The 24,911-nt window shown below is 64.4% G+C and carries 25 protein-coding genes and 1 pseudogene; 10 read left to right on the plus strand and 16 right to left on the minus strand.

All coding sequences use genetic code 11. The annotated features are described in order from the left end of the window. Positions 1-533, minus strand: a pseudogene (locus tag AKL29_RS45935) (glycosyl hydrolase); the annotation flags it as partial. A gap of 117 nt (positions 534-650) precedes the next feature. Between AKL29_RS45935 and AKL29_RS33050 the strand changes: the two are divergent. From AKL29_RS33050 to AKL29_RS33060, 3 genes are all read left to right on the plus strand, one after another. Further along, on the plus strand, positions 651-1,955 hold the full coding sequence (locus AKL29_RS33050; RefSeq protein WP_028331592.1) for a glycosyltransferase family 4 protein: 1,305 nt from the start codon (positions 651-653) through the stop codon (positions 1,953-1,955). Between the two features lie 78 nt (positions 1,956-2,033). Continuing rightward, the gene (locus AKL29_RS33055; protein ID WP_028331593.1) at positions 2,034-3,344 is read left to right on the plus strand and encodes a nucleotide sugar dehydrogenase; all 1,311 of its coding nucleotides are present in this window, start codon (positions 2,034-2,036) and stop codon (positions 3,342-3,344) included. Positions 3,345-3,352: 8 nt separating this feature from the next. Next, on the plus strand, positions 3,353-4,072 hold the full coding sequence (locus tag AKL29_RS33060) for a class I SAM-dependent methyltransferase (RefSeq protein ID WP_050387067.1): 720 nt from the start codon (positions 3,353-3,355) through the stop codon (positions 4,070-4,072). Between the two features lie 20 nt (positions 4,073-4,092). On the opposite strand, the gene AKL29_RS33065 is transcribed toward AKL29_RS33060, so the two are convergent. From AKL29_RS33065 to AKL29_RS33115, 11 genes are all read right to left on the minus strand, one after another. Then, positions 4,093-4,764 (minus strand): class I SAM-dependent methyltransferase, encoded by a 672-nt coding sequence (locus tag AKL29_RS33065; RefSeq protein WP_028331595.1) that lies wholly within the window; start codon positions 4,762-4,764, stop codon positions 4,093-4,095. An 85-nt stretch (positions 4,765-4,849) separates the two neighbouring features. Continuing rightward, positions 4,850-5,476: a class I SAM-dependent methyltransferase gene (locus tag AKL29_RS33070; RefSeq protein ID WP_028331596.1), complete on the minus strand. Its 627-nt coding sequence runs from the start codon at positions 5,474-5,476 to the stop codon at positions 4,850-4,852. Continuing rightward, positions 5,473-6,792, minus strand: a complete 1,320-nt coding sequence (locus AKL29_RS33075) for an MATE family efflux transporter (protein WP_050387068.1) — start codon at positions 6,790-6,792, stop codon at positions 5,473-5,475. The genes AKL29_RS33070 and AKL29_RS33075 overlap by 4 nt, the downstream gene beginning before the upstream one ends. Then, on the minus strand, positions 6,789-8,081 hold the full coding sequence (locus AKL29_RS33080; protein WP_050387069.1) for an O-antigen ligase family protein: 1,293 nt from the start codon (positions 8,079-8,081) through the stop codon (positions 6,789-6,791). The genes AKL29_RS33075 and AKL29_RS33080 overlap by 4 nt, the downstream gene beginning before the upstream one ends. Beyond that, a complete protein-coding gene (locus AKL29_RS33085) occupies positions 8,078-9,193 on the minus strand; it encodes a glycosyltransferase family 4 protein (protein ID WP_050387070.1) in 1,116 nt (371 codons plus the stop codon). Before AKL29_RS33085 ends, AKL29_RS33080 begins: the two co-directional genes overlap by 4 nt. Before the next feature lie 3 nt (positions 9,194-9,196). Beyond that, positions 9,197-9,955: a class I SAM-dependent methyltransferase gene (locus tag AKL29_RS33090; RefSeq protein ID WP_050387071.1), complete on the minus strand. Its 759-nt coding sequence runs from the start codon at positions 9,953-9,955 to the stop codon at positions 9,197-9,199. Then, positions 9,952-10,764: a hypothetical protein gene (locus tag AKL29_RS33095; RefSeq protein WP_050387072.1), complete on the minus strand. Its 813-nt coding sequence runs from the start codon at positions 10,762-10,764 to the stop codon at positions 9,952-9,954. Before AKL29_RS33095 ends, AKL29_RS33090 begins: the two co-directional genes overlap by 4 nt. A 13-nt stretch (positions 10,765-10,777) precedes the next feature. Then, the gene (locus AKL29_RS33100) at positions 10,778-13,051 is read right to left on the minus strand and encodes a polysaccharide biosynthesis tyrosine autokinase (RefSeq protein ID WP_050387073.1); all 2,274 of its coding nucleotides are present in this window, start codon (positions 13,049-13,051) and stop codon (positions 10,778-10,780) included. Between the two features lie 129 nt (positions 13,052-13,180). Continuing rightward, entirely contained in the window at positions 13,181-13,846 is a 666-nt protein-coding gene (locus tag AKL29_RS33105) for a hypothetical protein (protein WP_244482553.1), read from the minus strand. Between the two features lie 58 nt (positions 13,847-13,904). Beyond that, positions 13,905-15,407, minus strand: a complete 1,503-nt coding sequence (locus tag AKL29_RS33110; protein ID WP_244482554.1) for an O-antigen ligase family protein — start codon at positions 15,405-15,407, stop codon at positions 13,905-13,907. Between the two features lie 31 nt (positions 15,408-15,438). Continuing rightward, positions 15,439-16,551: a polysaccharide biosynthesis/export family protein gene (locus AKL29_RS33115; RefSeq protein WP_080666916.1), complete on the minus strand. Its 1,113-nt coding sequence runs from the start codon at positions 16,549-16,551 to the stop codon at positions 15,439-15,441. Between the two features lie 297 nt (positions 16,552-16,848). Here AKL29_RS33115 and AKL29_RS42400 point away from each other — a divergent pair, with 297 nt between their 5' ends. The 5 genes from AKL29_RS42400 (at position 16,849) to AKL29_RS33135 (ending at position 20,315) form a co-directional block, all read left to right on the plus strand. Continuing rightward, on the plus strand, positions 16,849-17,157 hold the full coding sequence (locus tag AKL29_RS42400; RefSeq protein WP_152977856.1) for a hypothetical protein: 309 nt from the start codon (positions 16,849-16,851) through the stop codon (positions 17,155-17,157). 106 nt (positions 17,158-17,263) lie between these two features. Continuing rightward, positions 17,264-17,548: a hypothetical protein gene (locus AKL29_RS33120; RefSeq protein ID WP_160321813.1), complete on the plus strand. Its 285-nt coding sequence runs from the start codon at positions 17,264-17,266 to the stop codon at positions 17,546-17,548. A gap of 110 nt (positions 17,549-17,658) precedes the next feature. Beyond that, on the plus strand, positions 17,659-18,942 hold the full coding sequence (locus AKL29_RS33125) for a hypothetical protein (protein WP_050387074.1): 1,284 nt from the start codon (positions 17,659-17,661) through the stop codon (positions 18,940-18,942). Between the two features lie 7 nt (positions 18,943-18,949). Further along, the gene (locus AKL29_RS33130; protein ID WP_082190776.1) at positions 18,950-19,726 is read left to right on the plus strand and encodes a metallophosphoesterase family protein; all 777 of its coding nucleotides are present in this window, start codon (positions 18,950-18,952) and stop codon (positions 19,724-19,726) included. 4 nt (positions 19,727-19,730) lie between these two features. Further along, positions 19,731-20,315, plus strand: a complete 585-nt coding sequence (locus tag AKL29_RS33135) for a hypothetical protein (protein WP_050387075.1) — start codon at positions 19,731-19,733, stop codon at positions 20,313-20,315. Positions 20,316-20,328: 13 nt separating this feature from the next. Here the strand turns inward: AKL29_RS33135 and AKL29_RS33140 are convergent, their stop codons facing one another. Beyond that, positions 20,329-21,771 carry an undecaprenyl-phosphate glucose phosphotransferase gene (locus tag AKL29_RS33140; protein ID WP_050387076.1) on the minus strand — a complete coding sequence of 481 codons (1,443 nt, stop codon included), beginning with the start codon at positions 21,769-21,771 and terminating at the stop codon, positions 20,329-20,331. 95 nt (positions 21,772-21,866) lie between these two features. On the opposite strand from AKL29_RS33140, the gene AKL29_RS33145 reads away from it, so the two are divergent. Then, on the plus strand, positions 21,867-22,172 hold the full coding sequence (locus AKL29_RS33145; protein ID WP_050387077.1) for a hypothetical protein: 306 nt from the start codon (positions 21,867-21,869) through the stop codon (positions 22,170-22,172). Between the two features lie 13 nt (positions 22,173-22,185). On the opposite strand, the gene AKL29_RS33150 is transcribed toward AKL29_RS33145, so the two are convergent. Next, a complete protein-coding gene (locus AKL29_RS33150) occupies positions 22,186-22,560 on the minus strand; it encodes a helix-turn-helix domain-containing protein (protein WP_018270679.1) in 375 nt (124 codons plus the stop codon). 667 nt (positions 22,561-23,227) lie between these two features. Between AKL29_RS33150 and AKL29_RS33155 the strand changes: the two genes are divergently transcribed. Further along, on the plus strand, positions 23,228-23,416 hold the full coding sequence (locus tag AKL29_RS33155; RefSeq protein WP_028331611.1) for a hypothetical protein: 189 nt from the start codon (positions 23,228-23,230) through the stop codon (positions 23,414-23,416). 180 nt (positions 23,417-23,596) lie between these two features. Here AKL29_RS33155 and AKL29_RS33160 read toward each other — a convergent pair whose 3' ends face one another. Beyond that, positions 23,597-23,806, minus strand: a complete 210-nt coding sequence (locus tag AKL29_RS33160; RefSeq protein ID WP_016841790.1) for a hypothetical protein — start codon at positions 23,804-23,806, stop codon at positions 23,597-23,599. A gap of 767 nt (positions 23,807-24,573) precedes the next feature. Beyond that, positions 24,574-24,831 (minus strand): hypothetical protein, encoded by a 258-nt coding sequence (locus AKL29_RS33165; protein WP_244482555.1) that lies wholly within the window; start codon positions 24,829-24,831, stop codon positions 24,574-24,576. Between the last annotated feature and the right edge of the window lie 80 nt (positions 24,832-24,911).

The raw sequence follows: 24,911 nt of genomic DNA on the forward strand, positions 1-24,911 counted from the left end.
TCCTCGGGCTCGTTCCAGATTTCCCAGTATTTGATGCGGCCGGCGGCGCGCGCCACGGCCGCGCGCACCCAGTCATCCCATGACGCCAGGTCGGCCGGCGGTGAGCTTGCGCCGGGCGTGAACGCCGGCGGCGCATCCTTCACCGACGCGGCCCAGCGCGGCGTATAGGCGAGATTGAGAACGATCTCGACGTGCTCGCGCTCCGCCGCGGCAAGGATGGCGTCGAAGCGCGCCCAATTGTAGATGCCGGGCGCCGGATTGATCTGCGCCCAGTAGATCGCACCCCACAGCCGAACGCCGTCGAATTTGAGCTCGGGCCAGGGCTGCGACTTTGGCTGTGACTGCCCGATCGCGTTGATCGTCATGCCGAAAAGCGTCGGAGGGATCACCGCGTTCACGCGGCTCGCAGTCAGCGCATTGTTTGACGTCGAACTATTCCACTGCAGCGGCCATTTGTAGGCCAGCGGCAGCAGCGCGCTCAAAACCAGCGCAATCAATGCCCTTTGGCCCCAATCCCTCACTCTGCCTGCCATGTCCCTGTCTCGTCGCCGTCACATCGGTGCCGGGATTGCATAGTGGAAGCCGCGCATGTTAATGCCGATGTTAGTCGGATTGTGATGTTGTTAGGTCAATGGTATAGATCATCTCAGATGTCGAGAGCTGAACCATCACCGCGGCGGATCCTGATCATCGTCGAGAACCTTCCGGTTCCTTTCGATCGCAGGGTGTGGTGCGAAGCAACGTCGCTGCGCAAGGCGGGCTATGAAGTTTCCGTGATCTGCCCGAAGGGGCGCGGCCATGACGAATCCTACGAATGCCTCGAGGGCATTCACATTTATCGCCATCCGATGCCGGTGGAAGCGCGTGGGATCGCCGCCTACCTGATCGAATATCCGGTCGCGCTGTTCTGGGAGACGCTGCTCGCGATCAAGGTGGCGTGGAAGCACGGCTTCGACGTGATCCAGGGCTGCAATCCGCCCGACCTGATCTTCCTGATCGGCCTATTGTTCAAGCTCGGCGGCAAGCGCTTCGTGTTCGATCATCACGACGTCAATCCCGAGCTCTACGAAGCAAAATTCGGCCGCAGGGACTTCTTCTGGCAGCTGCTGCGGCTGGTCGAATATCTCACCTTCAAGACGGCGAGCATCTCGGTCGCGACCAACGAATCCTACCGCGAGATCGCGATCACGCGCGGCGGCATGCCGGCCAACCGGGTTTTCGTGGTGCGATCCGGCCCCAATCTCGACCGGGTGCGCTCGCGGCCGGCCGATCCGGCCTGGCGCCGTGGCCGGCGCTACAGCGTCGGCTATGTCGGCGTGATCGGCCAGTCGGAAGGCATCGATCTCTTGCTGCAGTCGATCGGCCACATCGTGCACGATCTCGGCCGCACCGACATCCAGTTCAACATCGCCGGCACCGGGCCGCAGTGGAATGCGGTGGTCAAGCTCTGCGAGGAGATGCAGCTCTCCGACTACGTGAACTTCACCGGCGCCATCGCGGATGAGGCGCTGTTCACGATGCTCTCTACCGCTGACGTCTGCGTCAATCCGGACCGCGTCACGCCGATGAACGACATCTCCACCATGAACAAGATCATGGAGTACATGGCGCTCGGACGGCCGATCGTTCAGTTCGACGTTCGCGAAGGCCGCCGCTCGGCGCTCGACGCCTCGCTCTATGCCGCGAAGAACGACCCGAAGGATTTCGCCAGCAAGATCATCGCGTTGATCGACGATCCGTCATTGCGGCAGACGATGGGGGCATTTGGCCGCAACCGCGTCGAGCGGGCCCTTTCGTGGACGCATGAGGAGCCGAAGCTGCTCGCGGCCTATGAGGCGTTGTTCGCCGGGAAGGTCCCCGCGCAAAGCCGCGCACCGCGCGCGCATGCCCCCGCCGAGCGGCCGACCTCGCAACCTTCCAGCGCGAACGCAGCCGCCGGGCGGGCATCGTCTTGAACGCGCAGCCGCCTCACTCAAGTCAAACGCGACGCGGCCGCGGCCACGCGCACGTCCTGGATTGTTGAAGGTCGAAGCATGAACGTCAGCATTTTCGGCCTCGGCTATGTCGGAACCGTTTGCGCCGCCTGCTTCACCGAGCTCGGCCACCAGATCATCGGCGTCGACAAGAGCGTTGCGAAGGTCGACCTGATCCGCGGAGGCAGATCGCCGGTCGTCGAGCCGGGCATCTCGGACAAGGTGGCGCGCGCGGTGGCAACCGGTCAGCTGACCGCGACCACCGACGCCACCGAAGCGATCGTCAACAGCGACATATCGATGGTCTGCGTCGGCACGCCCTCGTCCGGCAACGGCAACCTCGACCTGACCGCGATCCGACAGGTCGCGATCGAGATCGGCCGCGGACTGCGCGCCAAGAACGCGCCGCATACCGTGACGATCCGCTCCACCGTGCTGCCTGGCACCACCCGCGGCACCGTCGGCCCCCTGATCGAGGAAGCCTCCGGCAACAGGATCGGACGCGATTTCGACCTCGCCTTCAATCCCGAGTTCCTGCGCGAGGGCAGCGCCATTGCGGATTTCAACGCGCCGTCCAAGACCGTAGTCGGCGCTTTCAACCAGGAAACCGCCGACCGCGTCATGGCGCTCTACAAGGATCTGCCCGGCGCCAAGATCACGCCGCCGGTCGAGACCGCGGAACTGGTAAAATATGTCGACAACAGTTGGCATGCGCTCAAGGTCAGCTTTGCCAACGAGATCGGCACGATCGCGAAGACGCTCGGCATCGACGGGCGCGACGTCATGAACATCTTCATGCAGGACACGAGGCTCAACATCTCGCCGGCCTATTTGCGGCCGGGCTTTGCCTTCGGCGGCTCGTGCCTGCCCAAGGACGTCAAGGCGCTGAAACACCTTGCGCACAGCCGCGGGCTGTCGACGCCGGTGCTCGAGAGCATCCTGCCGAGCAATGACATGATCATGTCGCGCGGCGCCGACTGGATCCTGTCGCATGAGGGCCGCCGCATCGCGTTCCTCGGCATCAGCTTCAAGGCCGGCACCGACGATGTCCGCGACAGTCCCTTCGTGAGGCTGGTGAAGAGCCTGCGCGGCGAGCGGCGCGACATCCGGATCTACGACCCCAATGTGCAGCTGTCGCAACTGATCGGCGCCAACCGGGATTTCCTGATGCGCAATCCGGAGCTGGTCGGCCTGTTGAACGACGACGTGACGGCGACCATCGAATGGGCCGACATTATCGTGCTGACGACGGCCGATCCGCGCTTCGTTGCGGCGCTGACGGCGACCCGTCCCGACCAGGTCGTGCTCGAACTGTCGGAGATCGGATTGCCCGAACAGGTGCGCGCCAAAGTGAGCGGCTTCCACTGGTAGGGAATATCATGGCCACCATGGGCCAGACCCGCGAGCGACCCGAAATCCGCTTTCACGACGAGATTTCGTCGGGGTGGGAGATGCTGCATCAGAGCCGCACCTTCAAGGCACGGACGGCCGCGATGTTCGGCCTGCTCGGGAACGCGGACCTCAACGGACAGCGCTGGCTCGACGCCGGTTGCGGCACCGGAACGCTGTCCCGCCTGCTCGCCGCACGCGGCTGCGACGTCACCGGCGTCGACGCATCATCCGAGATGATTGCGGCGGCTCGCGGCCACAGCGCCGACGGCACGCTCGCCGGGCGGCTCACATTCCAGCAGATCCCGACCATCGCAAGCCTGCCGTTTCCCGATCGATCCTTCGACGGCGCGCTGTGCGCGAGCGTGCTGGAATATGTTCCCGACGTGGCGCAGTGCCTCGCCGAGATGCATCGCGTGCTCATGCCCGGGGGGCGGTTGCTGCTCTCGATCCCCAACCGCGGATCGCTGCTGCGACGGAGCTACAAGCTCGCGCATGCGGCCTCTTCACGCGTGTCGGCGCGGCCGCTGTTTCGCTATCTCGCATTCTCCAGATTCGACACCTCGCCGGCGGCCATGCAGGGTCTGCTCCGACAACATGGCCTCACGATGCTGGGGAGCAGCTTTGCCGGCTCCCCGCTGCCGCCGGCACTCGATCGCCAGCCCGCAGTGGGCACGCTGATCAACATCCTGGCCCGGCGCGACGACTGACGTGCAGGCGGATAGCTGTCTCACGCCTTGATCGCCATCAGCGATTTGGTCATGCCAAGATAGCGTTCGCGATAGATCTTCGCGTCCGGAAACGTTTCGGTCATCTCGCGCCAGTCGAACAGATGCCAGTCGGGCGCGGTGCGCTTGAACCAGAAGCGATTGAACCGCTCGATCAGCGCGATCTGCAGCCGCCTCGGCAGCAGGACGATGATGCCCGGCAGCCAGGTATGGCTTTCGATCGGAAAGTACCGGTACGGCGTCTGCACGTAGAAGGACTTTGCGACCCGCGAGATCTCGCCCGCAAAACGGTTCTGATGCTCGCGCGCGATGCTCTGAAACGCCGCTCCGTCCTCGATCGTGACGACATCCTGCTTCGGCCCGGTGACATGCTCGATCACCGACGAGCAGAAGCAGAAGTCGAACGCCTGATCGTCGAACGGCAAGCGCTCGGTCTCCCGCAGCAGGACCGTCTTGAAGCCGAAGCGCTCGCGCGCGGCCTTGAGATCGTCGGTCGAGATGTCGCAGACCGTGATGTCGGTATGGCGCGGCAGGATCGCGCGAATGTGCCGGCCGGTGCCGCCGCCAAGATCGAGGATTTTCGCATCGAGCGGCAGGTTTACGGTGCGGACGAGGAATTCGCCGCGCCGCTGGCGCGCTGCATTGGAAAATCGGGCTTGAATCGCACCCAGCAAGGTCAGTCTCCTGCTACCGGTCGGTTCGCTCTAGCACGGCATGCGCGATCCCTCACGCTACGATGCATCGATTTTCTTGTCGCGCTCACTTGATGGCCTCGAAGAAGATCGACTCGTCCGGCCGGTTGTCGAGCCGGTCGATGTCGGGACAGACGCCCTCGCGATAGGCACGGGTGTGGGTTTGCGAACAGCCGGCGTCGCGGAACAGCGCGGCGAGCGAGGCGCGGGTAAAGCCCCAGTGATGCGCGAAGGCGGCCTCCTTGCGGCGATCGATCTCGAATACGCCCTTGAGGAAAGCCTGCGGCGCCGCCGGATCGTAGAGCGCGACGATCCGCTCCATGTCGGGGACGACGATGCGACATACCCCGCCAGGCGCCAGCACCCGCGCGATCTCGCGCGCCAGCCGCTCGATCTCGTCGGGAAACAGGTGCTCGAAGACGTGCGCGCTGAACACCGCCGAGAGGCTGCCGTCCGTGAACGGCAGCGGCCTGGTCAGGTTCATGTGGCGGAGCCCGGCAAACTTGCCCTGGCGATGCTCGGCATAGCGGGCATCGCTGAGGAGGCCAGCGAGATGCAGCGATTTCGCCGCGAACGGAATCCGCGCGATCCACAGGTGCATCGTGATGTCGGTATTGATCCAGCCCGCGATGCCGCAATTGAAGGCGCCGATATGCAGCTTTTCGAGCGAGCCGCCGCGCGCGTCGCCGGTCATGTCCGCTCCCGCGCCGAATTGGTCAACACAACCGTGATCACCGACGCCGCGCTGGAGGCCACCATCGCCGCGATCGCGCCCATCACCTGCCAGGCCTCGGCCGCGAATGGCAGGACGCAGCACAACGCGACGAGGCCGGCAATCCGGCTCAGCATGAATCGCTGCGGCTTGCCGGTCGCAAACAGCGGCAGCGCGAGGCCGAGCCACACCGCGTCGAGCGCCATCGCAGCTCCCATCAAGGTGAGGCTGCCGGTGCCGATCTCATAGCTCTGTCCGTGGATGACAAGCGCGAGAATGCGCTGCCCGAGCAGCACGACCACCGCGCCATAGGCGGCGGCGATCGACCCGAGCAGCAGGGCATTTTCGCGCGCGGCAGCGGCGACACCGCTGCGCCGGCCGACGCGCAGTTCGGCCGCGATTTCCGGCAGGCGAACCGAGAACATCGTCGCGCAGAACTGGCTGAGCGGTGCGAACACCAACAGCAGGATCCGCAGCGACGCGCTCGCGTCCAGCCCGATCAGGAAGCCGCACACCGGGATCAGCCCGATGCTGCCGATCCAGTAGGTGAGCGAGGTCGCGACGAACCAGCGCCCGTTCCGAAACAGCCGCCGCAGCGAGCCGCGGAAGATTCTGGCTTGCGGCCAGGCCAGCTCGCTGGTGTGGGCCGGCAGCAGGCTGCCGGCGAGCGCGGCCGAGATCGCGATGCACGCCATCGCCGCGGCGGCGCCGGTGAGCTTGAGGGCGATCATCAGCCCGGCCGAGACGACCAGCGCCACGCAATAGGTCAGCGAGGACACCAGCGCGCGCGGCAGTCTACCGTCGAGATAGCAGATCCGACGGAACATGCTCTGCAGCCGAACCGCCGGGATCGCAAGCCCGGTTGCGATCACGAGCCCGCCGGCGTCCCCTCCGACGGCGACGATCATAAGGCCCGCACTCACCAGCAGCAGGCCGAGCGCACCCGCGACGAGCAGCGACGACAGATAGAGGCCGAGCCGCAGTTGCGGCCATAGGGATTTCGGGATCCGGTGCGCAGTCGCCGGCAAGCCGTCGTCGAACAGACCGCGCAGAAACACCGCCTCGATCAGGATCGAGAGCGACCAGGCGACGCTGAACCTGCCGAAGGAATTGATATCGAGCACATTGGCGAGCACGATCGTCAGCACGAAGGCGGAGCCGCTCAGCAGCGCCTGATCGATCAGGCCGAGCGCGACATTGCCCCCGGCGCGCCGCAGCCGGCGGAGCAATCCGCTCACGGCACCGGCGACCCGGGTCTGAGCCGCCACCCGGTCCAGCCTGTCGGTCAACGCACTCACGCCTCACTCACCCGCAATCTGTTGAAAGTCCGCCGCGGCGCCATTTGCAGCCTGGCCTCCGGGCCGAAATAGCACCAGAACACCAGCACGCAGCCGAAATAGTTGTGCAGCAGCTGGCTGGAGTCATTGGCCGACGCGATCACGACGAACAGCAGCATCGCGAATGGTGCCAGCCAGTACATCCCTGTCCGCTCGAACGCAAAGACGATCGTGTTCCACAACGCGCGCGCCAGCAGCAGCATATAGAGCGCACCGCCGAGCAGGCCGAACTGGAGAAAGGCGTCGAGATAGGAGTTCTCGAACGAGCCGAACTCGGTGTTCCACGGAGCCATGCTCGTCAACTCGTTCACCGGCGAGTTCGGCAGTTCGTTGAAGAATCCCGAAAACCCGTAGCCGAGCCAAGGGTGCTGCCAGAAGAAGTGCGGCCAGACCGACCAGAGGAACGAGCGGCCGGTCAGGTTTCCGCTGCGGCCGACCAGCCCATACAACTCGTCGCTCGGCAGGGCGAACACGACGAGCGCAACAAGAGCAAGGCCAAGCCAGTAGATCGAGGCAGCCCCCCTGTGCCCGAGCACCACGAGCACGAGCCCGAAGGTCACGGCAAGCGCCGTCAACATGCTGATCAGCGGACCTGCGGCGCCGGCCGCGGCGAGCGCAAACAGATGACATCCCATCAGCAGCAGCGTCCAGCCGAACTGGCGCCGCGGTCCTGCCAGCATGCGCACGAAGCAGATCAGCACCATGAGACCGAAGAAAGCGCCCGCGAGGTTCTTGTGGCCGAACACGCCGGCATAGGCCTGGGTTCCGAGCACCGTCGGCCGGTGCAGCGGGTCGTAATCCCATTGCGAGCCGATCACCGGAAACAGCAGGACGTGAACGATCAGCACCACGATCCCGATCCGGAACAGCGTATCGACGAGGCGATCGACCGGGCAGCTGATCACGACCCATGCCGAGAACATCGTGGTCAGGACATACATCGCGAACTTGATCGACGAGCCGGCGGGGTCGGCGCTCAGCGCCAGTGATACCAGAGCGAAGGCGATGAACGTCAGATAGAGATGCGACTGCAGCATCAGCAGGCCGAAGCGATTCCGATCGATCGCAATGTGCAGCATCAAGAGGATGTAGAGCAGCAGCCATGCGCCGCGGAACAGCGTGGATTCCCCGGCCCTTTCCGCGAACGAGATGCCCTCGATGAAATTGAACAGGAAATAGATGCAGCCGAGCACCATGACCAGATAGGCGTGCAGAAAGAGATCGGTTCGCAGCCACCATCTGCCGATCATTGCACGGCCTCCTGCCGGGCCGGCGCCCTCAAGAGATGATCGACCGCGGCCGTGAAGCGCGCCGCGGCGTCGGCAAGCGCGTCGCGTCGCACGCTCTGCCGGGCCTGTCGCGACATCGCCTCCCAGCGCGCGGGATGTTCGAGCAAGCCGCGCGCCGCCTCCACCCAAATCTGTTCATCGAGCGCGCAAACATAGCCGTTATCCTGGTCACGGACCAACTCGCCGCCTGCCCCGACATGGGGCGACACCAGGCAGGGAACACCGCACTGCAGGGCCTCGTTGCACACCAGGCCCCACGGTTCCAGCAATGAGGGCAGCAGCAGCAGCCGCGACTGCAGAAAAGCGTCCGATATCGCCTGCCACGGCAGGTAGCTGTCATGGCAGACGTCGATGCCGGCACCGCCGAGCCGCGCCAGCATGCGCCGTTCGGCGGCGCCGGACCCGACCACACGCACCTTCAGCCCTGGCACGATCCCACCAAGCGCAATCGCGACGTTCTCGAAGAAGATGGCGTTCTTGGCGTCGTCATTGAGGCGGGCGCACCAGAGCAGATGAAATGGACGGTCGTCCAATGCCGGCACGACCGCCGGCGGATCCCATGCCGGCACCAACGGCACCACGAACAGATCGTCGGCGCGCACGCCTTCGCCGCGGAAATACGCCCTGCCCTTGTCGCTGCAACACACCACCGCGCCGCACTGGCGCAGCAGCCAGGGCCGCACCAGACGGTGATAGGCGGTGTTGGGCATGGTCTCGCGCCAGCCGTCGATCGTCAGCGCGAGCGCCTTGCCGTTGGCGCGCGCCCATGCCGCGCCGGCCAACATCGAGGGGTAGAGACCGTTGACGAACAGCAGGTCGGGCGCGAGCGCATTCAAGGCGCGCCCGATCCCGATATTGACATGGGTGTGACGCGACCGCGACAGCGGGATCGATACACCCGGCACCGTGCGCGTGACGTAGCGCGGCGTGAACGAGCCGGCCCACGAGCGATCGGCCTCCTGCGGTGTACAGGACAGCACGGCAAGATCCAGCCCTCGGCTGGCCAGCTCGTTGTAGAGACGGTTGGTGTACGGTGTGATCATGTTGTTGAAGACGACCACGCGCGGCGCCATGGTTTACCGATCCCGCGGCAGCGCCTGCGCCTCGTCGCGCCGGCAGAGCGCCCCGCAATGATAGGTCGCAAGCCGGGTCGCGAACGCCGGGCCGACCGACAACAGCGACTTCCGCACAATGCTTTTGGCGAGCCCCCTCACCCGCGACGAATGGAACGCGTGAACCGGCAGGCTGTGGTCATAGGTGCCGAAGCCCGTGACATGGAGCCCCGCCGTCTCCAGCACCAGGCGGAACGTGTCGGGCGTGTAGAAATTGATATGGCCGATGTCGAGCGTCGATTGCAACGCCCGGCGATTGGTCCGCGCATGCAGCTCGCACGGCACCTCGACATAGACGAAGGTCCGCGCGACCCGGGCGAGCTCGTGCAGGAATGCGCGCGGTTCAGGCACGTGCTCCAGGACGTGGCTGGCATAGACGAGGTCGAACGATCCGTCGGCGAACGGGATCGTCGCGCCGTCATAGCTGGACCAGCGAAACGGGGCTGAAGCGGCGCCGCCGATCTCCAGGTTGGTCGCGGGATCGATCACGTCGATGCCGGTGAAGTCACGGCCGATGCCGATCGCCGACAGCCGCGCCAGCACGGCGCCGGTGCCGCAGCCGACCTCGAGCACATTGCCGACCTTCGCGACGGCTGCGCCGAGCAAGCCGGCGATATGATCGGCCTTGTCGACCGCGCAGACGCGGCGCCAGTCGCGTTCCTGCGCCGAATAGAGGCCCTCGTAGTGCGCGTTGTGCTGTCCGACGCTGAATTCCATCGTCATGGCCTAGCACTCGCCTCCGGCGGCATTCGGGCAGGCTCGTCGAGGCGGTCGTTCGATTTGTGCTGCCAAATGCGCCGTTCCGCCGGCGAGCGGCGATCGAGATCGTATCCAATGTCGGCCATGGTGCGGGTCAGGATATCGACGTTCCGTTGCGGGACAGCTGCGAGGCCGGCCAGCAGCTTGTCACGGTGCGCCCAGCCCGGTCCCTTCAGGAGATCGATTGCCTCGGTGTACAGTTCGGTCTTCACGAGACGCGCGAACTCAGCGACCACGTCGGACGAAAGGTCAGGCGGCAGCGCGTCGAACATTGCGAGCGCCATCGCGCTGCGCTTGACCACGATCCAGCCCTCATTGGGTCCGAGCCGGTACGACATCCGCAGCAGGTCGAAATTGGCGTCGCTCAAGCCCTGCCGAATATTGCGAAGCCAGAACAGCACGAGCCAAAGATAAGGATCGGCCGGCGCGCAGCCGAGCGATTTGCGGACCGCTTCGTCAAGCTCGCCCATCCGGGCGTCGACCTGCGCGCCGGATGCGAGCGCGTTCTCGGCGAGCCGCAGCCGGATCACCGCCACGCTGCGATCGATGGCCGGCATGCAATCCTTCTCCGCCACGGCGCGCGACAGCAGCGGACCGAGGTCGTCGAGCTCGGCGTCGCTGACCGGTACGTTGCGAAGGATCAGGTCCTTTGCGCCGTCGAGCCGGGTCTGGTCGACAAGGGCCGGCAAGGTGGTCGTGCCCCAGGCGACGGACGAGCACGCGACCGCGGCCAGCACGCCGCGCGCAAGCCAGGCGGCTGCGCGCCCAGGCATCCCGCCGTGCGTCTCACTCGGTGTAGCCATATCGCCCATAATGCGAGTTGTAATAGTAGTTCTTGCCGCCATAGCCGCTATAGCGGCTCATCGCGGCGATATCGGCCTTGTTGAGCACGACGCCGAGCAGGTTCTCGTTGACCGCTCGCGCACTGCGCAACGCGCGCTCGACCACCTGCACCTGGGTCTTGCCCCATTCCACGATGAAGACGAAGGAATCGACGAAGTGGGCGGTGATGCGGACATCGACTACCGGCGTGAGCGGCGGGAAATCGACGATCACGTAGTCATAATGGCTGCGGGCCCCGTCGATGAAATCCCTCATCTGATCGGAGGCCAGTACGTCGTGCGAATGGGCGATGCGCGATCGCGTGGCCCCAGGCAGGAAGGCGAGGCCGGTCTCGGGATCGCGCCATAGCGTGTCCTGCAATGTCGCATTGTTCGACAGCACGTCGAGGATGCCGCGCTCGGCAGTCGCGGCGACCTTGCGGCTGAGCGAGGGATTGCGCAGATCGCAATCGATCAGGAGCACGCGGGCCCCGCTCTGGGCAACCAGTTGCGCAAATACGAAGGCCAGCGTCGACTTGCCCTCGTTGGGCAGCGCCGAGGTCAGCCCGAGGATCTTTGACGGCTTGGTGACGTTGAGGTCGGCATTGACCTTGATCGAGCGGATCGCTTCCGAGAACCGCGAGAATGGCGAATCGATCGCCGCCCACAGCACCGGCTCGTCGCCGCGCCGGATCGTGCGCGGACCGATCGGCAGATTGGGACGACCGGCGACCGGCGCCTTGATCTGGCCCGGCGAGACGCGGGGAACGATGGCGACGCAGTCGGCCTCGAGGATCGTCTCGACCATTTCAGCGGTGCGGAACACCCGGTCATAAAGGTCGCGCAACACGCCGAGCCCGAGCCCGGCGATCAGGCCGCCGAGCGCCGAGAGCGCGAGCACGACCAAGGTCTGCGGATGGCTCTTGCTGAGCGGACGCGAGGCACGGGTGATCACCCGCGCCTCGCTGACCGGGAACGACTGCTGCTGCACGTTTTCCATGTAGCGCTGCAAGAAATTGTCGTAGAGCGAGCGATAGGTCTGCGCAGAGCTCTCGAGCTCGCGCAGCGTGACCTGCGCCTGGTTGGTCGACTGCGACTGCGACACCGAGTCATTCACGGCGCGCTCGATCTCGTTTTGGCGCTGCAGGGCGATCGCATAGTCGCTCTTGTAGCTTTCGGCGAGCCGCTTCAGCTCGTCCACAATCGACGACTGGATCTCGCGCATCTGGTTGCGCAGGTTGACGGCGGCCAAGTGATTGTAGCCGTAGCGCGACGACCAGTCGGCCTCGCGGTTGGCCAGCTCGAGATATTGCGAGCGCAGCTTGGTGATGACCTGGTTGTTCAGGGTATCGGCCACCGTCGCATCGGGGACGCCCCCCTTCACCACCGCCTCGATGCGGTCGAGCTTGGCCTTGGCGTCGGTGACCTGCGACTTCACGTGGAGCAGCTGGGTGTTGAGCTCGCCGAGCTGCTGCTCGTTGAGCAGCTTGCCGCTGGAGGTGACGATGTTGTTGGTCTTCTTGTAGTCGAGCACCGCGCGCTCGGCGTTGGATGCCTGCGTGCGCAGCTCCTGGATGCGGTCCTGCAGCCAGACGCTGGCGCGACGCGTCGCCTGATACTTGGAATCGAGCTGGTCGACGATGTAGGCGTCGGCGACGGCGTTGGCGATCTGCGCCGCGCGCTCGGGATCGAGCGAGCGGAAGCTGACCTCGATCACATAGGTCATGCCGCGGCGGCGGACATCGAGCTGCTTCTGGAACGTGCGGACCGCGCGCCGGGTCCGGTCGAACTCGGTGGGCGGCGCACCGCCGGCGAGCAGGCCGGACACGAAATCGAGCACGGCTCCTACCGCGCCGGCCCGCGAGCCGACGAATTCCGGATCCTCGTTGAGCTTGAGGTCGCGGATCACCGCGAGCGCCACATTCTCCGACTTCAGGATTTCGACCTGGCTCTCGACCGCGGCGGAATCGACCGGGGCCTCGCTCACCGGCGATTGCTGCTGGAAGGCCTGGAATTTGCGCGTGTCGATGATCATCGTGGCAAGCGCCGTATAGCTCGGCGCCGCCGTCATCAGATAGCAGATGCCGCCGAACAGGCAGAGCGCGGCGGTCCCGAGGATGACCCAGTATTGCCGGAGCAGATAGGTGACGAAGGCGTCGAAGGTTTCCGCCAGCGACGGCAGTTCGGCCGGACGATTTCTCAGATCGACAGACGGCGAAATCTGGTTGCGCTGAAGCATTTCGTCCTATCGCCGCGCCGGCAGGATGGATCCTGCCCTCGCGCCCTCCAATGATCCTGGGAAGCGTCCCGCCGCCGACACCGAAGCGCGTTGCTGCAGAAAGTTCTCCATTGGCGATCGGACGTCCGCTCAGGGGGTGACTGTCGAAATGAGGGTGGTGCCGGTGCCCGTGGCCGTACCGGTCGTCGTGCTGCCAGAACTGCTGACCGACGAGGTGAAGCTGAAGATGCCGGTGTTCACGCTGTTGCCGTCGATGGCCTCGAGCGTGCCGCCGCCGGCGCCGCTGGCGACCAGCGCGCTGGTCTGGCCGCCGGATGCACCGGCGCTGCCCGCGCCGCCGGCGCCGGTTGCGGCGGTGCCGCTGTCACCCGACGCAGCGGCAAACGCCATCACGGTGTCGAGATCCTTGGTGTCGGCAATCGCCTGCTGGATGCGCGTCGCGTAGGGCTGGTTGCTGCGGACCACGATGCGCGCGGCCTGGGCGAGGCCGGCGGCGATCGCCGTCTTCTGGTCCTTGCTTGCCTTGGCGAGCAGCGCAATCAACGGATCGAGCGATGTCGGATCGTTGAGGGCGAAGTCGCGCGCCCGCGAGGTCAATTCTACGCCCGCATTCGGATATTGGGTCAGCAGTTGCTCCGGGCTGGCCTTGAAATTGGCGACCGCCTGGGACAGTTGGATCAGCCCGCCAGGAGTTTCCGCCAGCGCCGCGCCACCGGGCATCGCGAGCGCCAACATCACCACCAACATCGTCAGGCGCGGAGCGGAAAAGCCGCCGGATCGCTCAAATGTGAACACAGCTATCTCCCTAACGAATACTAACAGTTCGTTAGCATAGTCACAGTTATCGCGCCAATTAAATAGCCTCGCCAGCCGCGGCCGGGCGTTGGCGCGCGAAATCAGCGTTAACCGGCCGCCCGACCGTCACACGGGCGTCACGGTCGGAGCCGCCGCCGCCCCTGCCCGAGCGGAAGGATTGCGACAGGCCCGCCCCGAGCAAGGCCGCGATTACAACGGCATATCCGGTGATCTGGAGCGAGAAATCGATCAACGAATGAAGCGCGCCGGCGGCCGACGCGCAGAGCGCCGCGAGCGGCACGATCACGTCGCGGCGACGTGTCCGCACGCCATGCGCGAGCACGCCGAACGCTGCGAGCAGCGCGATCATGGCGGCGCCGGCCATTAACATTCCGCCGTCGGACGCCAGTTCGAGCCAGCTGTTGTGCGCCCGGTTCCAGGTCCCGCGCAGCGAGATGTCGTCGGTGCGATAGGCCGGATAGACCCATTCGAAGGTCCCGAAACCATCGCCGAACCACGGGTGATCCCAGATCATCCGCAACGTTGCGCGATAGGTCGAGAACCGTCCCTCATCCGACAGGCCCATCGTGCTGAAGCGCGTGCCGACACCGCCGCCGAGAAGCTGCAGCAGTGCCAGCGCGACCAGGCTGCCGACCCCGAGCGCCACGATCATGCCGTAGCGGCGCGGCACCCGGTTGCGAAAGAAGATCGCGGCAGCCGCGACCGCAGCGAGCAGCGAGATCCCGACGCCGCCGCGCGAGCCGGTCAGAAACATCGCCAGCAGGCAAGTGAGCCAGCCGAACGCATGGCCGGCGAGCCGGCGCCGCGCCGGCATATCGAGGCGCGCGATCAGCCGTGACAGGCCGGCACGGCGCGGCGGCCAAAGCCGCTCGATCAGTTCGCAGCCGAACAACAGCCAGATCAGCGCGCAGCAACCGTAATAGATGCCGGCCGTGTTGCGATTGACGAAGGGAGATGTCAGCCACGCCAGGTGCGCCTGCTTCTCATGCAGCAGGTAGATCCGGGTGGGATCGATCGCGAAAGTGATGATGCCGCAGATCGCATAGACCAGGCCGGCCACGGCCACCGCCCGCAACAACCCGCGGGCCAGTCCGCGGTTGGCACCGAGCACGACGCCGATGGCGAAGCTGAGCAGGCAAACGATTCCGACGCCGATCGAATAGAACGGCTGACCGCGCGCGATCGACACGGCCGGCGGCAGCTCGGCAGGCAGCAATTTGCCGGCCTGCGCCCATAACGCGTTCGGCGCCACACCCGACCAGGGCCGGAGCGCGGACTGTTCGTGCAGCACCAGCATGGCAAGCGCCGTCAACAGCACTGTCACGGCGAGGATCGCGAGCTGACTGCCGCGCAGGCGCATCGGCAACACCCCGAGCAGTGCAATCCCGAGCAGGATCGACCAGATCGCGGGCGCAACTGTACCGACCGAGCCGAGTGGCAGCGGCGCCAAAGCGACGACGGCGCAGAACAGCCACGATGACCAGCGCACCGGCCACGGCATCGCCTCGCTTGAGCCGGAAGCTAATCGCAAACGTGTCATGAAGCCGGCCGTGCCGGCTCACGCCCCAGTATCAGGGCGCAAGCTTGATCGAATTACGAAGTAAGGTTGCGTTGTAGGCGGCCACGATCGGATCGTTCACCGTTGCGGTCACGAGGCGGATCTGCTGCATCACCTTGGCGTCCTCGACGGATGCCGCGTTCGACGCATAGAGCACGTCCTTGTTGCGCAACTGGAAACGCGTAGCCAGGAAATAACCGGCCGGATCGCGGAAATTGATGTTGTAGACGACCGGGATGATCGGCCCTGAATATTTGCTGACGTCGACGCCAAGCTTGGCGGCCACTTCCGGCAATTCGCCGCGATAGACGAACACCGAGGCCGGATCGGCCGAGGAGTCGTTCAGGCCGCCCGCCTTGGCGACGGCTTCGGCGAGCGAGATGCGCCAGGCCTCAAAATTGAACTGGCCCTGCGCGCCCGAGGCGCCGAAGGCGACGAAGGTCTGCGGCTCGCGGTAGACATAAATGGTGTCACCGGGATGAGCGTAGATGTTGCTCTTGGGCTCGTAGACCAGCTGGCCGAACGGCACCGTGGTGCGCTTGCCGTCGCGCTCTAGCATGACCCATGTGTCAAAACCCTGCCCTTTCGGGCCGCCGGCGCGCGTGATGGCGTCGAGCACGTGCTCACCCGCGGCGTTGGCGGGGAAGCGATTCGGCGAATTGACCTCGCCGAGCACGGAGATCAGCGAGGTGCGCTGCTCGATCAGGGCGACCACGGCCTGCGGCTCGATCGCGCGGTTCTTCAGCGCATCGACGATCGAGCGCTGCACTTCGGTCGGCGTGCGGTTCTTGGCGCGGATCGCGCCGGCATAGGGCACCGAGATGTTGCCGTCGGTATCGACGTTCTGGTTCGGCAACGTGATGTAGTTGCCGGGACGCACGCCGGCCTCGACCGGAATGAACAGACCGCCGGCGGCGGCCTCGAAGATCGTGACGCTGACGACGTCGCCGATGCCGAAGCGGATGTCCTTCGGCGGCGGGCCCTGGATGCCGCCGGCGAGCTGCGGCGCGAATGATGCCAGCACATTCTCGATCTGCGGTGTGATCCTGACCATCGCATAGGGCAGGCTTTCAGGATCGCGCTGCCCGGCCACGACATCGGAGCTCGTCGGACCGTTGGTCGGCATGTAATGGCAACCGCTGACACAACAGGCGGCCGCAAGCAATAACATTACCCGAATGAAATTCGCACGCGACATTTAAATGCTCCGGCCGTGCCGTAACACGCCGACTATCACAATCACAAGGTTACGCGATATATTGCGATGCAATTGATAAATAATGTTAACGAGGTGAGGCAATTCGGCGACACCGGCGCACCGCGGTGAGACAATGCCCCGCGCGCCGTCACTCCGGCTTTGCTTTCGTCCAATCTCCCCGTTATCTGTGAATGAGATGGTTTGAGTTAACCAATTGAGGGTTCGATGGCCCGCAGGAAGCTACCCGCGATCGCGTTGGGAATGGTCGCCTTGCCGCTGATAGACGCCCTCGGCGGCTCCGCCGTTTCTGCCGCAGAACTAAGCGTTTCCCCAGCGCCGCGCACCGTGCAACGGGTCAGCGGCAATTGTCAGCGGCTGCAATATTGTCGTGGCGACGTCTGCCAGTGGAAGCGGGTCTGCTGGCACGGCTGTCCCGATCGCTACTCTTGCGCGCCGCTCTACGGCGCCTATGGACCGTATGGCGGCCGCGATTATTGGGCTGCCTATAGTTACGGCGATCTGCGCCCGTTCTGAATGTTAATCGACTAACAAAACCACAGGCCATTCGAGCGCCGGCCGGCACCGCGCCGGCGGCTCTGCGACGTGCGGGTTAACCCCGGCTTAGGCCCGGCCCGATATCTTGGGGGCGCAGGGTTTGGTTATGTTATTTGTTTTCCTTGGCAATTTGATCGGCGGCACCGTTCTCGGGCTGCGCCAGCACTGTCTGGTGCTGGCGCCGGTGGCGCTCGCGGAACTCGCGCTTCTGGCCGCCATCGGAGTCGCGCGCCTGTCGTGGTCGGAAACCGCGCTGCTCATGATCGCTGCGATCGTAGCGCTGCAAGTCGGATATCTGGCAAGCACCTTCGCGCCGCTGTTCTGGTCTCGCACCTCGACGCCACGTCTCGCCCTGCGCCGTTCGCAATAGCAGGGCATAACACTGCCCCCTTTTGGCGTGCCCGATTTCCGTTGACGTCGCGGCAGGCCCGGGGCATCCCGCTGCCTTGCGTCTCATCCTCTGCAGGACCTCCCCCTCTCGTGTGGAACGTCACGGCCTTCATCTGCATCTTGATCGGGACGTCGCTTCCGCTCGGTCTCATCGACGCATCGCTCGCGAAGGGTCTCGTCGGCGCGGCGACGTCGCTCGGGCTGCTCGCAAGCCTCGTGGCGATCCGTCCAGGCGAGCTGTCGTTCCTGAAGTCGGTCGTTGGCCCCGCTGTTGCGGCGGCGCTTCTGCCGGTGCTCTGGATCGTCCTGCAGATGCTTCCCCTGGCGGCCCTGGCGCATCCGGTGTGGAAGTTCGCCGGCGAAACGCTGGGAGCACAGCTCAGCAACAGTATCACGATCGACACCGGCGCAAGCCTCGGCGCGCTGCTGATCTGGCTGTCACTCATGTCGGTCATGATCACCGCCGCCGCGATCGCGATCGACGCCCGCCGCGCCGATATGGTGGCCCGCGCCATTGCAGCAACGGCGGCCGTCGCAGCCCTGATCCTGCTGCTATCAAGCGATCCGGTCAAAATCTGGCCTGGCGCTGCGCGCGATGAGACGGCAAACGGATTCCTGGTCGTCGTTCTCGTTGGCGTTCCGCTCAGTGTTGCGCGCGCGCTCGACGTCGGTGGACACGCCGATGGCCGCACCGCAGCCCAATTGACACGGCTGCGCTGGCTGCTCGCCGCCGGCGCGCTGCTCTGCGCCGCCAGCGCCTGCTGGGTTGGGCGGCGCGGCGCCGCGATCGCGATCGCCGCGGGCATCGCCCTCGTCCTGATGACCTTCGCCGCGCGGAAACTTCATCTGCACCGCTGGAGCAGCGCTGCTGCTGCGACAGCGATCGCGCTGATCGCCCTGGCGACGGCGATCGGCAACCGTCATCCCGACGTACCGCTTGCGGTCGCCTTTGTTCATGCACCGTCCGAGTTCGTGCAATCGACCCACAATCTGCTCGCCGACCTGCCCGCGCTCGGCAGCGGCGCCGGCACCACGGCAACACTGGCGTCGACCTATATGGACTGGCAGGGCGCCACCACGCGCCCCGTGGTTGCGACGAGCGCGGCGGCCTTGATCGCCCAGTTCGGTTCCGCCATGTTCTGGACTTTAGCCGCGGCTATCATCGTCGGCATCGCAGCGTTCACGGCCGGTGCGCGCAATCGCGGCCGCGACTGGTCCTACCCTGCATCGGCAGCAGCCGTCCTGCTGACGCTGCTGCTAGCCAGCTTCACCTTGCCGGAATTGCCGGCGCTGCCCGGAGTGATCGTGTTGGGAGCCGTGATCGGAACAGGACTGGCACAGCGGATCAGCCGTTCTCGGTTGCAGGCGGGCTAGACGCCAGATGCGCAGCTTCCTCCAGCGTCTTGTCGGCCAGACCGGCGATCTCGAACATGAGGGCGACGAGACCTGCATCTACGCCGTCGGCGATATCCACGGTCATGCCGACCTGCTGCACGAGATCTGCGCCCGCATCGATGCCGACATCCGTCGGTTCCGGCCGGCGCGACCGATCCAGGTGTTCCTCGGCGACTATATCGATCGCGGACCGGATTCGCGCGATGTCATCGCCATGCTCGATCAACGCCGCCGCACCCGCAGCATGGTCTGCCTGCTCGGCAATCACGAGGCCTGCCTGCTGGAGTTTCTCGTCAATCCCGACATGCTCGCGCAATGGCGGCAGTTCGGCGGCTTGCAAACGCTGATGTCCTACGGACTGACGCCCTCGCCTAATCCCGACGCTTCCGAACGCAGGGCGCTCGCCCGGCAATTGATCCGCCAGATGCCGCCCGCCCATCTCGCCTTCCTGCGCTCGCTGCCGCTCTGTTATGTGCACAAACGCTACTTCTTCGTCCATGCCGGCGTCAGGCCCGGCGTCGCACTTAACCAACAGCGCAAGGAGGATCTGCTCTGGATCCGCGACGACTTCCTGATCTCGGAAGATGATTTCGGCAAGGTCGTGGTCCACGGCCACACGCCGGTGCATGAGGCCGAGCTACTGCGCAACCGCATCAATGTCGACACCGGCGCCTATGCGACCGGCCGCCTGACCTGCGTCAAGCTCGAGGGAGCCCGACGAACCCTGCTGATGACCGGCAACCGGGCCGCGCGCCATGGCTAGCACGATGACTGGTGCAATCGGCCGGAATGCGAGGCGCCTCTCGCCGGCCTTCGTGCCAGCGGCCGCTGCGATCGGCGCGGCGACGCTGGCCTTGTCGGCCTGGTGGCTCGCCGCCGATGCATTGCGCGGCAGACCGGCGATCGCCGCAGAGGTCGGCATGGTCCGAGGCGAGCTGTGGCTGCGCGACGGCTGGAGCCAATTGCAGACGTCACCGGAGGCGGCCGAAGCCGCGTTCACGCGCGCGCTTCGCCTGTCGCCGATGGACGCCGGCGCCTGGTTCGGCCTCGCCTCGGCAACCGGACGGTTCGACTGGCTGAACCCGACCGCGTCGAAGGCGCTCAAGATGTCCTACTATACCGGCTTCAACCGCAGCGACCTGATCGCGCCGCGCCTGATCCTTTTAGCTCAGGTCGACACCACGCGCGATGTCGAATTGGTCGACCTGCTGCAGCGGCAGATCCGCCTGATCCTCACCCGCGCGCCGGAGCTGAAGGGCGCGATCGGGCAGGCCTATCGCGTGGCCGGCGACGCCAACCGGCGCATCATCGAGGCGGAATTCAAGGACGCCAACCAGAGCATTCCGGAGTAAGGCGCGCCTGGCGTCAGATACCCTTGTGACGCAACACCGCGCCGACCGTTCGCAGCAGGATGCGCAGGTCGAGCACGAAGCTCCAGCTCTTGATGTAGATGAGGTCGTGCGCCACGCGCAGCTGCATGTCCTCGATCGCCGGGGTCGCGCCGCGCAGCCCCTGCACCTGCGCGAGACCGGTGATGCCGGGCTTGACGTGCTGGCGCTCCGCATAGCTCGCGATCAGCTTCGAATATTTGTCGTCATGCGCCAGCGCATGCGGCCGCGGCCCGACCAGCGACATGTCGCCGCGCAATACGTTCACCAGCTGCGGCAGCTCGTCGATGCTGCGGCGACGCAGCGTCGCGCCGATCCCGGTCAGCCGCGGATCGTTCGGGCGGGCCTGCGTGATGACATCGCCATCCTCGAGCACGTGCATCGAGCGGAATTTGAGGATGGTGAATTGCTTGCCGTCGAAGCCGTTGCGGCGCTGCCGGAACAGGATCGGCCCCCTGGAGTCGAGCTTGATCGCAATCGCCGTTCCGATCAGCAGCGGTGCGAACAGCACCAGGAGGCCGCTGGACGCCACGATGTCGAACAGCCGCTTGCCGGCGCGCTCGAGCGGAGTAAGCGGCGCGCGCTGCATTTCCAGTGTCGGGATCGGGCCGGTCGCCACCATCCGCAGCGCCAGGAACCGCTCCGCGGTCCGGTCCGGCAGCAGCCGCACCGGCAGCGGCGATGCCCGCAGCTGATCGCACACGAACTGGATGCGCGGCTCCTGCTGCCAGGGCATGGCCAGGACGATCTCGTCGGCGCCGCACTCGCGGGCTGCACGAATGGCTGACGCGACGGCGGCCCGGTCGTCGGCGTCGTCGGACGGTCCGGGGAGCTGAACCCGTCGCACCTCGCTGAGGCCGAAATCGCGCAGCAGGCTCGCTTGCCGCACCCGGGACAATTCGTCCGCCATCCCGACCACGACCGCGCGCCGCGTGGCCAGCATGCCGCGGTCGATCGCGCGTTGCAGCGGCGCCTGCAGCAGCATCCGTCCGCCGACCAGCCCGAGGCCGCCGATCAGGCCAAATGACAGCACCGATCCGCGCGAAACGCCGGAACCCACCTTCAAGAGGAAGATGATCAGGGTCATCAGCAGAACGACCAGCAGCCATCCGCCGAGCAGGCTGCTCCAGCGCCGGTCGAGACCGGCCAGCACCTGCGCATTGTAGAGGCCCTGCGACTTCGCCACGAACATGTGAAGGATGGCGGCGAGGACCCCGATCCCTAGAAAACCCTCGAAGCTGTTGCTATAAACCGTGTGGTAGTAAAAGAGGTGATAGGCCGCGCCGCCAACGATGCTGGACAGCACGACGATTATCATCTCGAACGCGACGGCAAACGCCTCGAGGGAGGCGAAAGCGAACGAGAAGGCGCCGAAGTTAACCGGTACCTTCGCCAATCGAGCGTCCGAAAGGTCGGTCATCGGGAATTAACATTCGTGTTAACAATTCATATGTGTATTATCAGGCAGGTCGTGAGCTCGCAAGACCTGCTGCTAATATCGGATAGAGAGCGCGCATGAGTTCATCGGCTGGCGAAACCGAGGCCGCGCTGGTGGCCCTCCTCCATCTCATCCGCCTGATGGGCGCCGAGCTCGTCGCGGGCCAGCACCGCGACGACGTCGAGGTGCTGGTCAAGGCGATCGAGACAAAGCTGCGCGCGGCCCGCTTCCCGGCCGACATGCCGAATGAGGACATCGTCAGGGGTCTGGACCTTGCACAGGCCAGACTGCGTCCGATCTTCGAAGAGCTGCGCGCAAGGTCGGAGAAGGCACACCTGAGCGACCAGCTGCTGCTGGCTCCCAGGCCTTCACGCATCCACTAACGGATAGCTTACGTCAGCTTTGGGCTTCACCACGGCGGGGCAAGCCGCTCCCGCCGCCGGACCTGAGCGCAAGCTTTTCCTCGATCTTCATTTTCTCGAGCAGCAAGTCGGTCACGATCCGGCGCAGCCGTTCATTTTCCAGCCGTAATTCATCAATACGGTTATGGACAGGGGGGATCCCATCTCGATCATCGGTGCGAGCGGCGAATTCGGTAACAGTACCATTCGCCTGATGGCCACGTGCGGCCTCCTGCTTGCGCCAGCGATGAAATGTCATCACGCTAACGCCCAGCACCTTGCACGCTTGAGCCTGGGACTGCCCCCGCGCCATGAGCTCCTCGGCCTGTTTGACCTTGGAACTGATCTCCTCAGTAGAATGACGCCTCATTGGTCATCTCATTGCCCCCTAGATTAGCAATCATCGCATGGCCTATAAGCTATGTAAATGCAACAGGAAATTCAAATTGAGGGTTTCCCGGGGGCCTTTCGGGAGCCTCGAACTTGCCGGTCGGCAGCAACACATAGTGCGAAGAAACGCCGAAGCTGCAAGGTATTGACTGGAATATACGGGGAATATTCCTCCGCTGAAAGGGCCCGATAAAAAAAGTTATACGACTTTCTGTGTATGAGAGTTTGATCGGGATAACTGGCGCACTGTTTGCATTCTCAAACGGGAATCAAATGAGAATATTCAATCGGTCTCTCGACAGATTGTGAGTGCGCCATGCCTCGCCGCGATAATCGCCCCATCGGTCAAGCGCAACTTTCACAAATTTCTAACAAATTAATCCCGCGACTTTCACGTCCGGCCGCTTGCGGGCGTACACGCCCAGCAGTAGTTACTAGGACGTTAGGCGTCATGAGGGTTTCAACATATTTGAGGATTATTTTAACGAGACCTAACGCTCATATCTCGATCCACGAATTATCAATTAAGCGCTTTCCCACCCGAGGCCATCAGGCGGAACCACGTCCGCCCGATAATCCGCGAACCATTCTGTGCTGACGCTTGTCGGAGCCAGTCTCTGATCAACTTTTTTGCGAGGATCGACACCATGGCGCGTCTCAAGGTCTTCGAGGGGAACCAACCCGCGTCAAGCGAGGCGGCCGACATCCTGGAACGCCTCGTCGCAGAGAATTGCGAGCTCCGGCATACCGCGGTCGAACTGGTCTTGCAGAATTGGATCCTGCGCGAGCGTCTGTCCGATGTCGGGGCACGCAAGTCCGTGCCGCTGGAGCACTGACCGCCCCCGCCCTCACGACCGTCCGCAGCAACGTCCGCCAGCTCGCCTAAACGAGCATTGGGCCAGCGCATCATTCAATTTAAAATTGAAATGTCCGCAACTGCAGACGCGCCGGCATGCTCGCCGGCTTGGCGAGGATGTGGCCGCATATTCTGCCGATGAGAAAGAGGCTGACGGACTTCAGCTGTGAACCCGGCGCAGCGCGACGCGCGGGGTATTCTGCTCACGAGACATGCCGAACGAACGCGACGAGCCCGGGCGTTCCTGGATTTCACGTAACTCAGCGATATCAAGCATCAGCGCAACGACTTCGTTGCGCAGCGATTGATTGGTCGCGAGCAACGCCTCTTCGATCGGCTGATGCAAATGTTGAACTTTGTGCTGCTTCATGGCGCGCCCTCGCTCTGCGGTTAAGGGTATGAGCGATGTGATTGAAGTTTCGATGACAGGGTTATTCCGCGCACATGGAAGGCGGTTAATGGGGCAGGTTTGCGACCAACATGGCTCCGAGTTAAATTTTCTCAATCAGGTTCCACAACCTGATCGCGAAGCGCTCGATCGGCGGCCTTTGATGTGTCGTACGGATGAGTTGGCAGCGGCAGCGATAAGGCGCGCGGCTGGACAACGCGGCTCGATGTGGGTCAGAAGCTCTACCAAGCGCATGATATTGCTTGGTGATCGTTGATGGCTGCCGTGTCGTGCAACCGAACGCGCATTGTCCGGCTATCACAATGTCGCCGTGTTACAGCGATCGCGCTTCAAGGGACGCGCTCAGGTGCACACAAGATATTCCACCAAAGCTGCTCCGTAGACGCAAAATCTGCTGCTGCTACGTCCATCAAGGATCGCAGAGTGTTTCGACCGGTTGCGAATATTGAAGCGACTGACGGGTCCTGAAGCGCTCGAGCAATCCAGCGAAATGAATTCAACGCTGGACATCGGATCAAGCGCGATTTCGCCTCCGCCGGACCCAGCCGCGCTAACGCTATTCTAATTAAAATGAGCGGGACCGAAGCGTCCGGCTTGGACAGAGGGAGCGAACGCCTTTCGCGCGCTTGTCGCTGCATTCGCACGCGCTTGCACAGTCCCCACGAACAGCAGCGACAGCGAAGATTCGCCATAAGCATTGCTAATTCGCCACGCGTCGCGATCGCGCGCTATTTCGATTTAGGAGGCGTATCGTCGTCCATCCTGCCACCATTGGCGACGCACTTGTTGAAATAGTCCCGCTGGGCTTTGGCACCGCCCCGCGCGCTCCCGGAAGCGGGATTGCCGGGCTGTAGCGGCGGAAATGCCTTCGCCACCAAGGCATCGCAGGCGCGCGCCACCTGCACGTCGATCGCATGCGCCGGAGCCATTGCGCTGGAGATCATGATCACGGCTAAGGCGATCGCAAAACCCGAGATAACTCGCATTGCCACACTCCGTTCCAAACTGAATCAGTTTTTTTCTCGAGCCCGGATTCGCAAGGAGCGCACTAAAGCATGATCCGGAA

Origin of the sequence: Bradyrhizobium pachyrhizi (assembly GCF_001189245.1) — a bacterium.
Classification (GTDB): Bacteria; Pseudomonadota; Alphaproteobacteria; order Rhizobiales; family Xanthobacteraceae; genus Bradyrhizobium; species Bradyrhizobium pachyrhizi.

Excerpts from the sequence above, each read along its gene's own strand:
- AKL29_RS33050 (WP_028331592.1), top strand. The coding sequence starts at position 651 with ATGTCGAGAGCTGAACCATCACCGCGGCGGATCCTGATCATCGTCGAG.
- AKL29_RS33055 (WP_028331593.1), top strand. The coding sequence starts at position 2,034 with ATGAACGTCAGCATTTTCGGCCTCGGCTATGTCGGAACCGTTTGCGCC.
- AKL29_RS33060 (WP_050387067.1), top strand. The coding sequence starts at position 3,353 with ATGGCCACCATGGGCCAGACCCGCGAGCGACCCGAAATCCGCTTTCAC.
- AKL29_RS33070 (WP_028331596.1), bottom strand. The coding sequence starts at position 5,476 with ATGACCGGCGACGCGCGCGGCGGCTCGCTCGAAAAGCTGCATATCGGC.
- AKL29_RS33080 (WP_050387069.1), bottom strand. The coding sequence starts at position 8,081 with ATGATCGGCAGATGGTGGCTGCGAACCGATCTCTTTCTGCACGCCTAT.
- AKL29_RS33085 (WP_050387070.1), bottom strand. The coding sequence starts at position 9,193 with ATGGCGCCGCGCGTGGTCGTCTTCAACAACATGATCACACCGTACACC.
- AKL29_RS33090 (WP_050387071.1), bottom strand. The coding sequence starts at position 9,955 with ATGACGATGGAATTCAGCGTCGGACAGCACAACGCGCACTACGAGGGC.
- AKL29_RS33095 (WP_050387072.1), bottom strand. The coding sequence starts at position 10,764 with ATGCCTGGGCGCGCAGCCGCCTGGCTTGCGCGCGGCGTGCTGGCCGCG.
- AKL29_RS33100 (WP_050387073.1), bottom strand. The coding sequence starts at position 13,051 with ATGCTTCAGCGCAACCAGATTTCGCCGTCTGTCGATCTGAGAAATCGT.
- AKL29_RS33110 (WP_244482554.1), bottom strand. The coding sequence starts at position 15,407 with ATGACACGTTTGCGATTAGCTTCCGGCTCAAGCGAGGCGATGCCGTGG.
- AKL29_RS33115 (WP_080666916.1), bottom strand. The coding sequence starts at position 16,551 with ATGCCGACCAACGGTCCGACGAGCTCCGATGTCGTGGCCGGGCAGCGC.
- AKL29_RS42400 (WP_152977856.1), top strand. The coding sequence starts at position 16,849 with ATGGCCCGCAGGAAGCTACCCGCGATCGCGTTGGGAATGGTCGCCTTG.
- AKL29_RS33130 (WP_082190776.1), top strand. The coding sequence starts at position 18,950 with ATGCGCAGCTTCCTCCAGCGTCTTGTCGGCCAGACCGGCGATCTCGAA.
- AKL29_RS33135 (WP_050387075.1), top strand. The coding sequence starts at position 19,731 with ATGACTGGTGCAATCGGCCGGAATGCGAGGCGCCTCTCGCCGGCCTTC.
- AKL29_RS33140 (WP_050387076.1), bottom strand. The coding sequence starts at position 21,771 with ATGACCGACCTTTCGGACGCTCGATTGGCGAAGGTACCGGTTAACTTC.
- AKL29_RS33145 (WP_050387077.1), top strand. The coding sequence starts at position 21,867 with ATGAGTTCATCGGCTGGCGAAACCGAGGCCGCGCTGGTGGCCCTCCTC.
- AKL29_RS33150 (WP_018270679.1), bottom strand. The coding sequence starts at position 22,560 with ATGAGGCGTCATTCTACTGAGGAGATCAGTTCCAAGGTCAAACAGGCC.
- AKL29_RS33155 (WP_028331611.1), top strand. The coding sequence starts at position 23,228 with ATGGCGCGTCTCAAGGTCTTCGAGGGGAACCAACCCGCGTCAAGCGAG.
- AKL29_RS33160 (WP_016841790.1), bottom strand. The coding sequence starts at position 23,806 with ATGAAGCAGCACAAAGTTCAACATTTGCATCAGCCGATCGAAGAGGCG.
- AKL29_RS33165 (WP_244482555.1), bottom strand. The coding sequence starts at position 24,831 with ATGCGAGTTATCTCGGGTTTTGCGATCGCCTTAGCCGTGATCATGATC.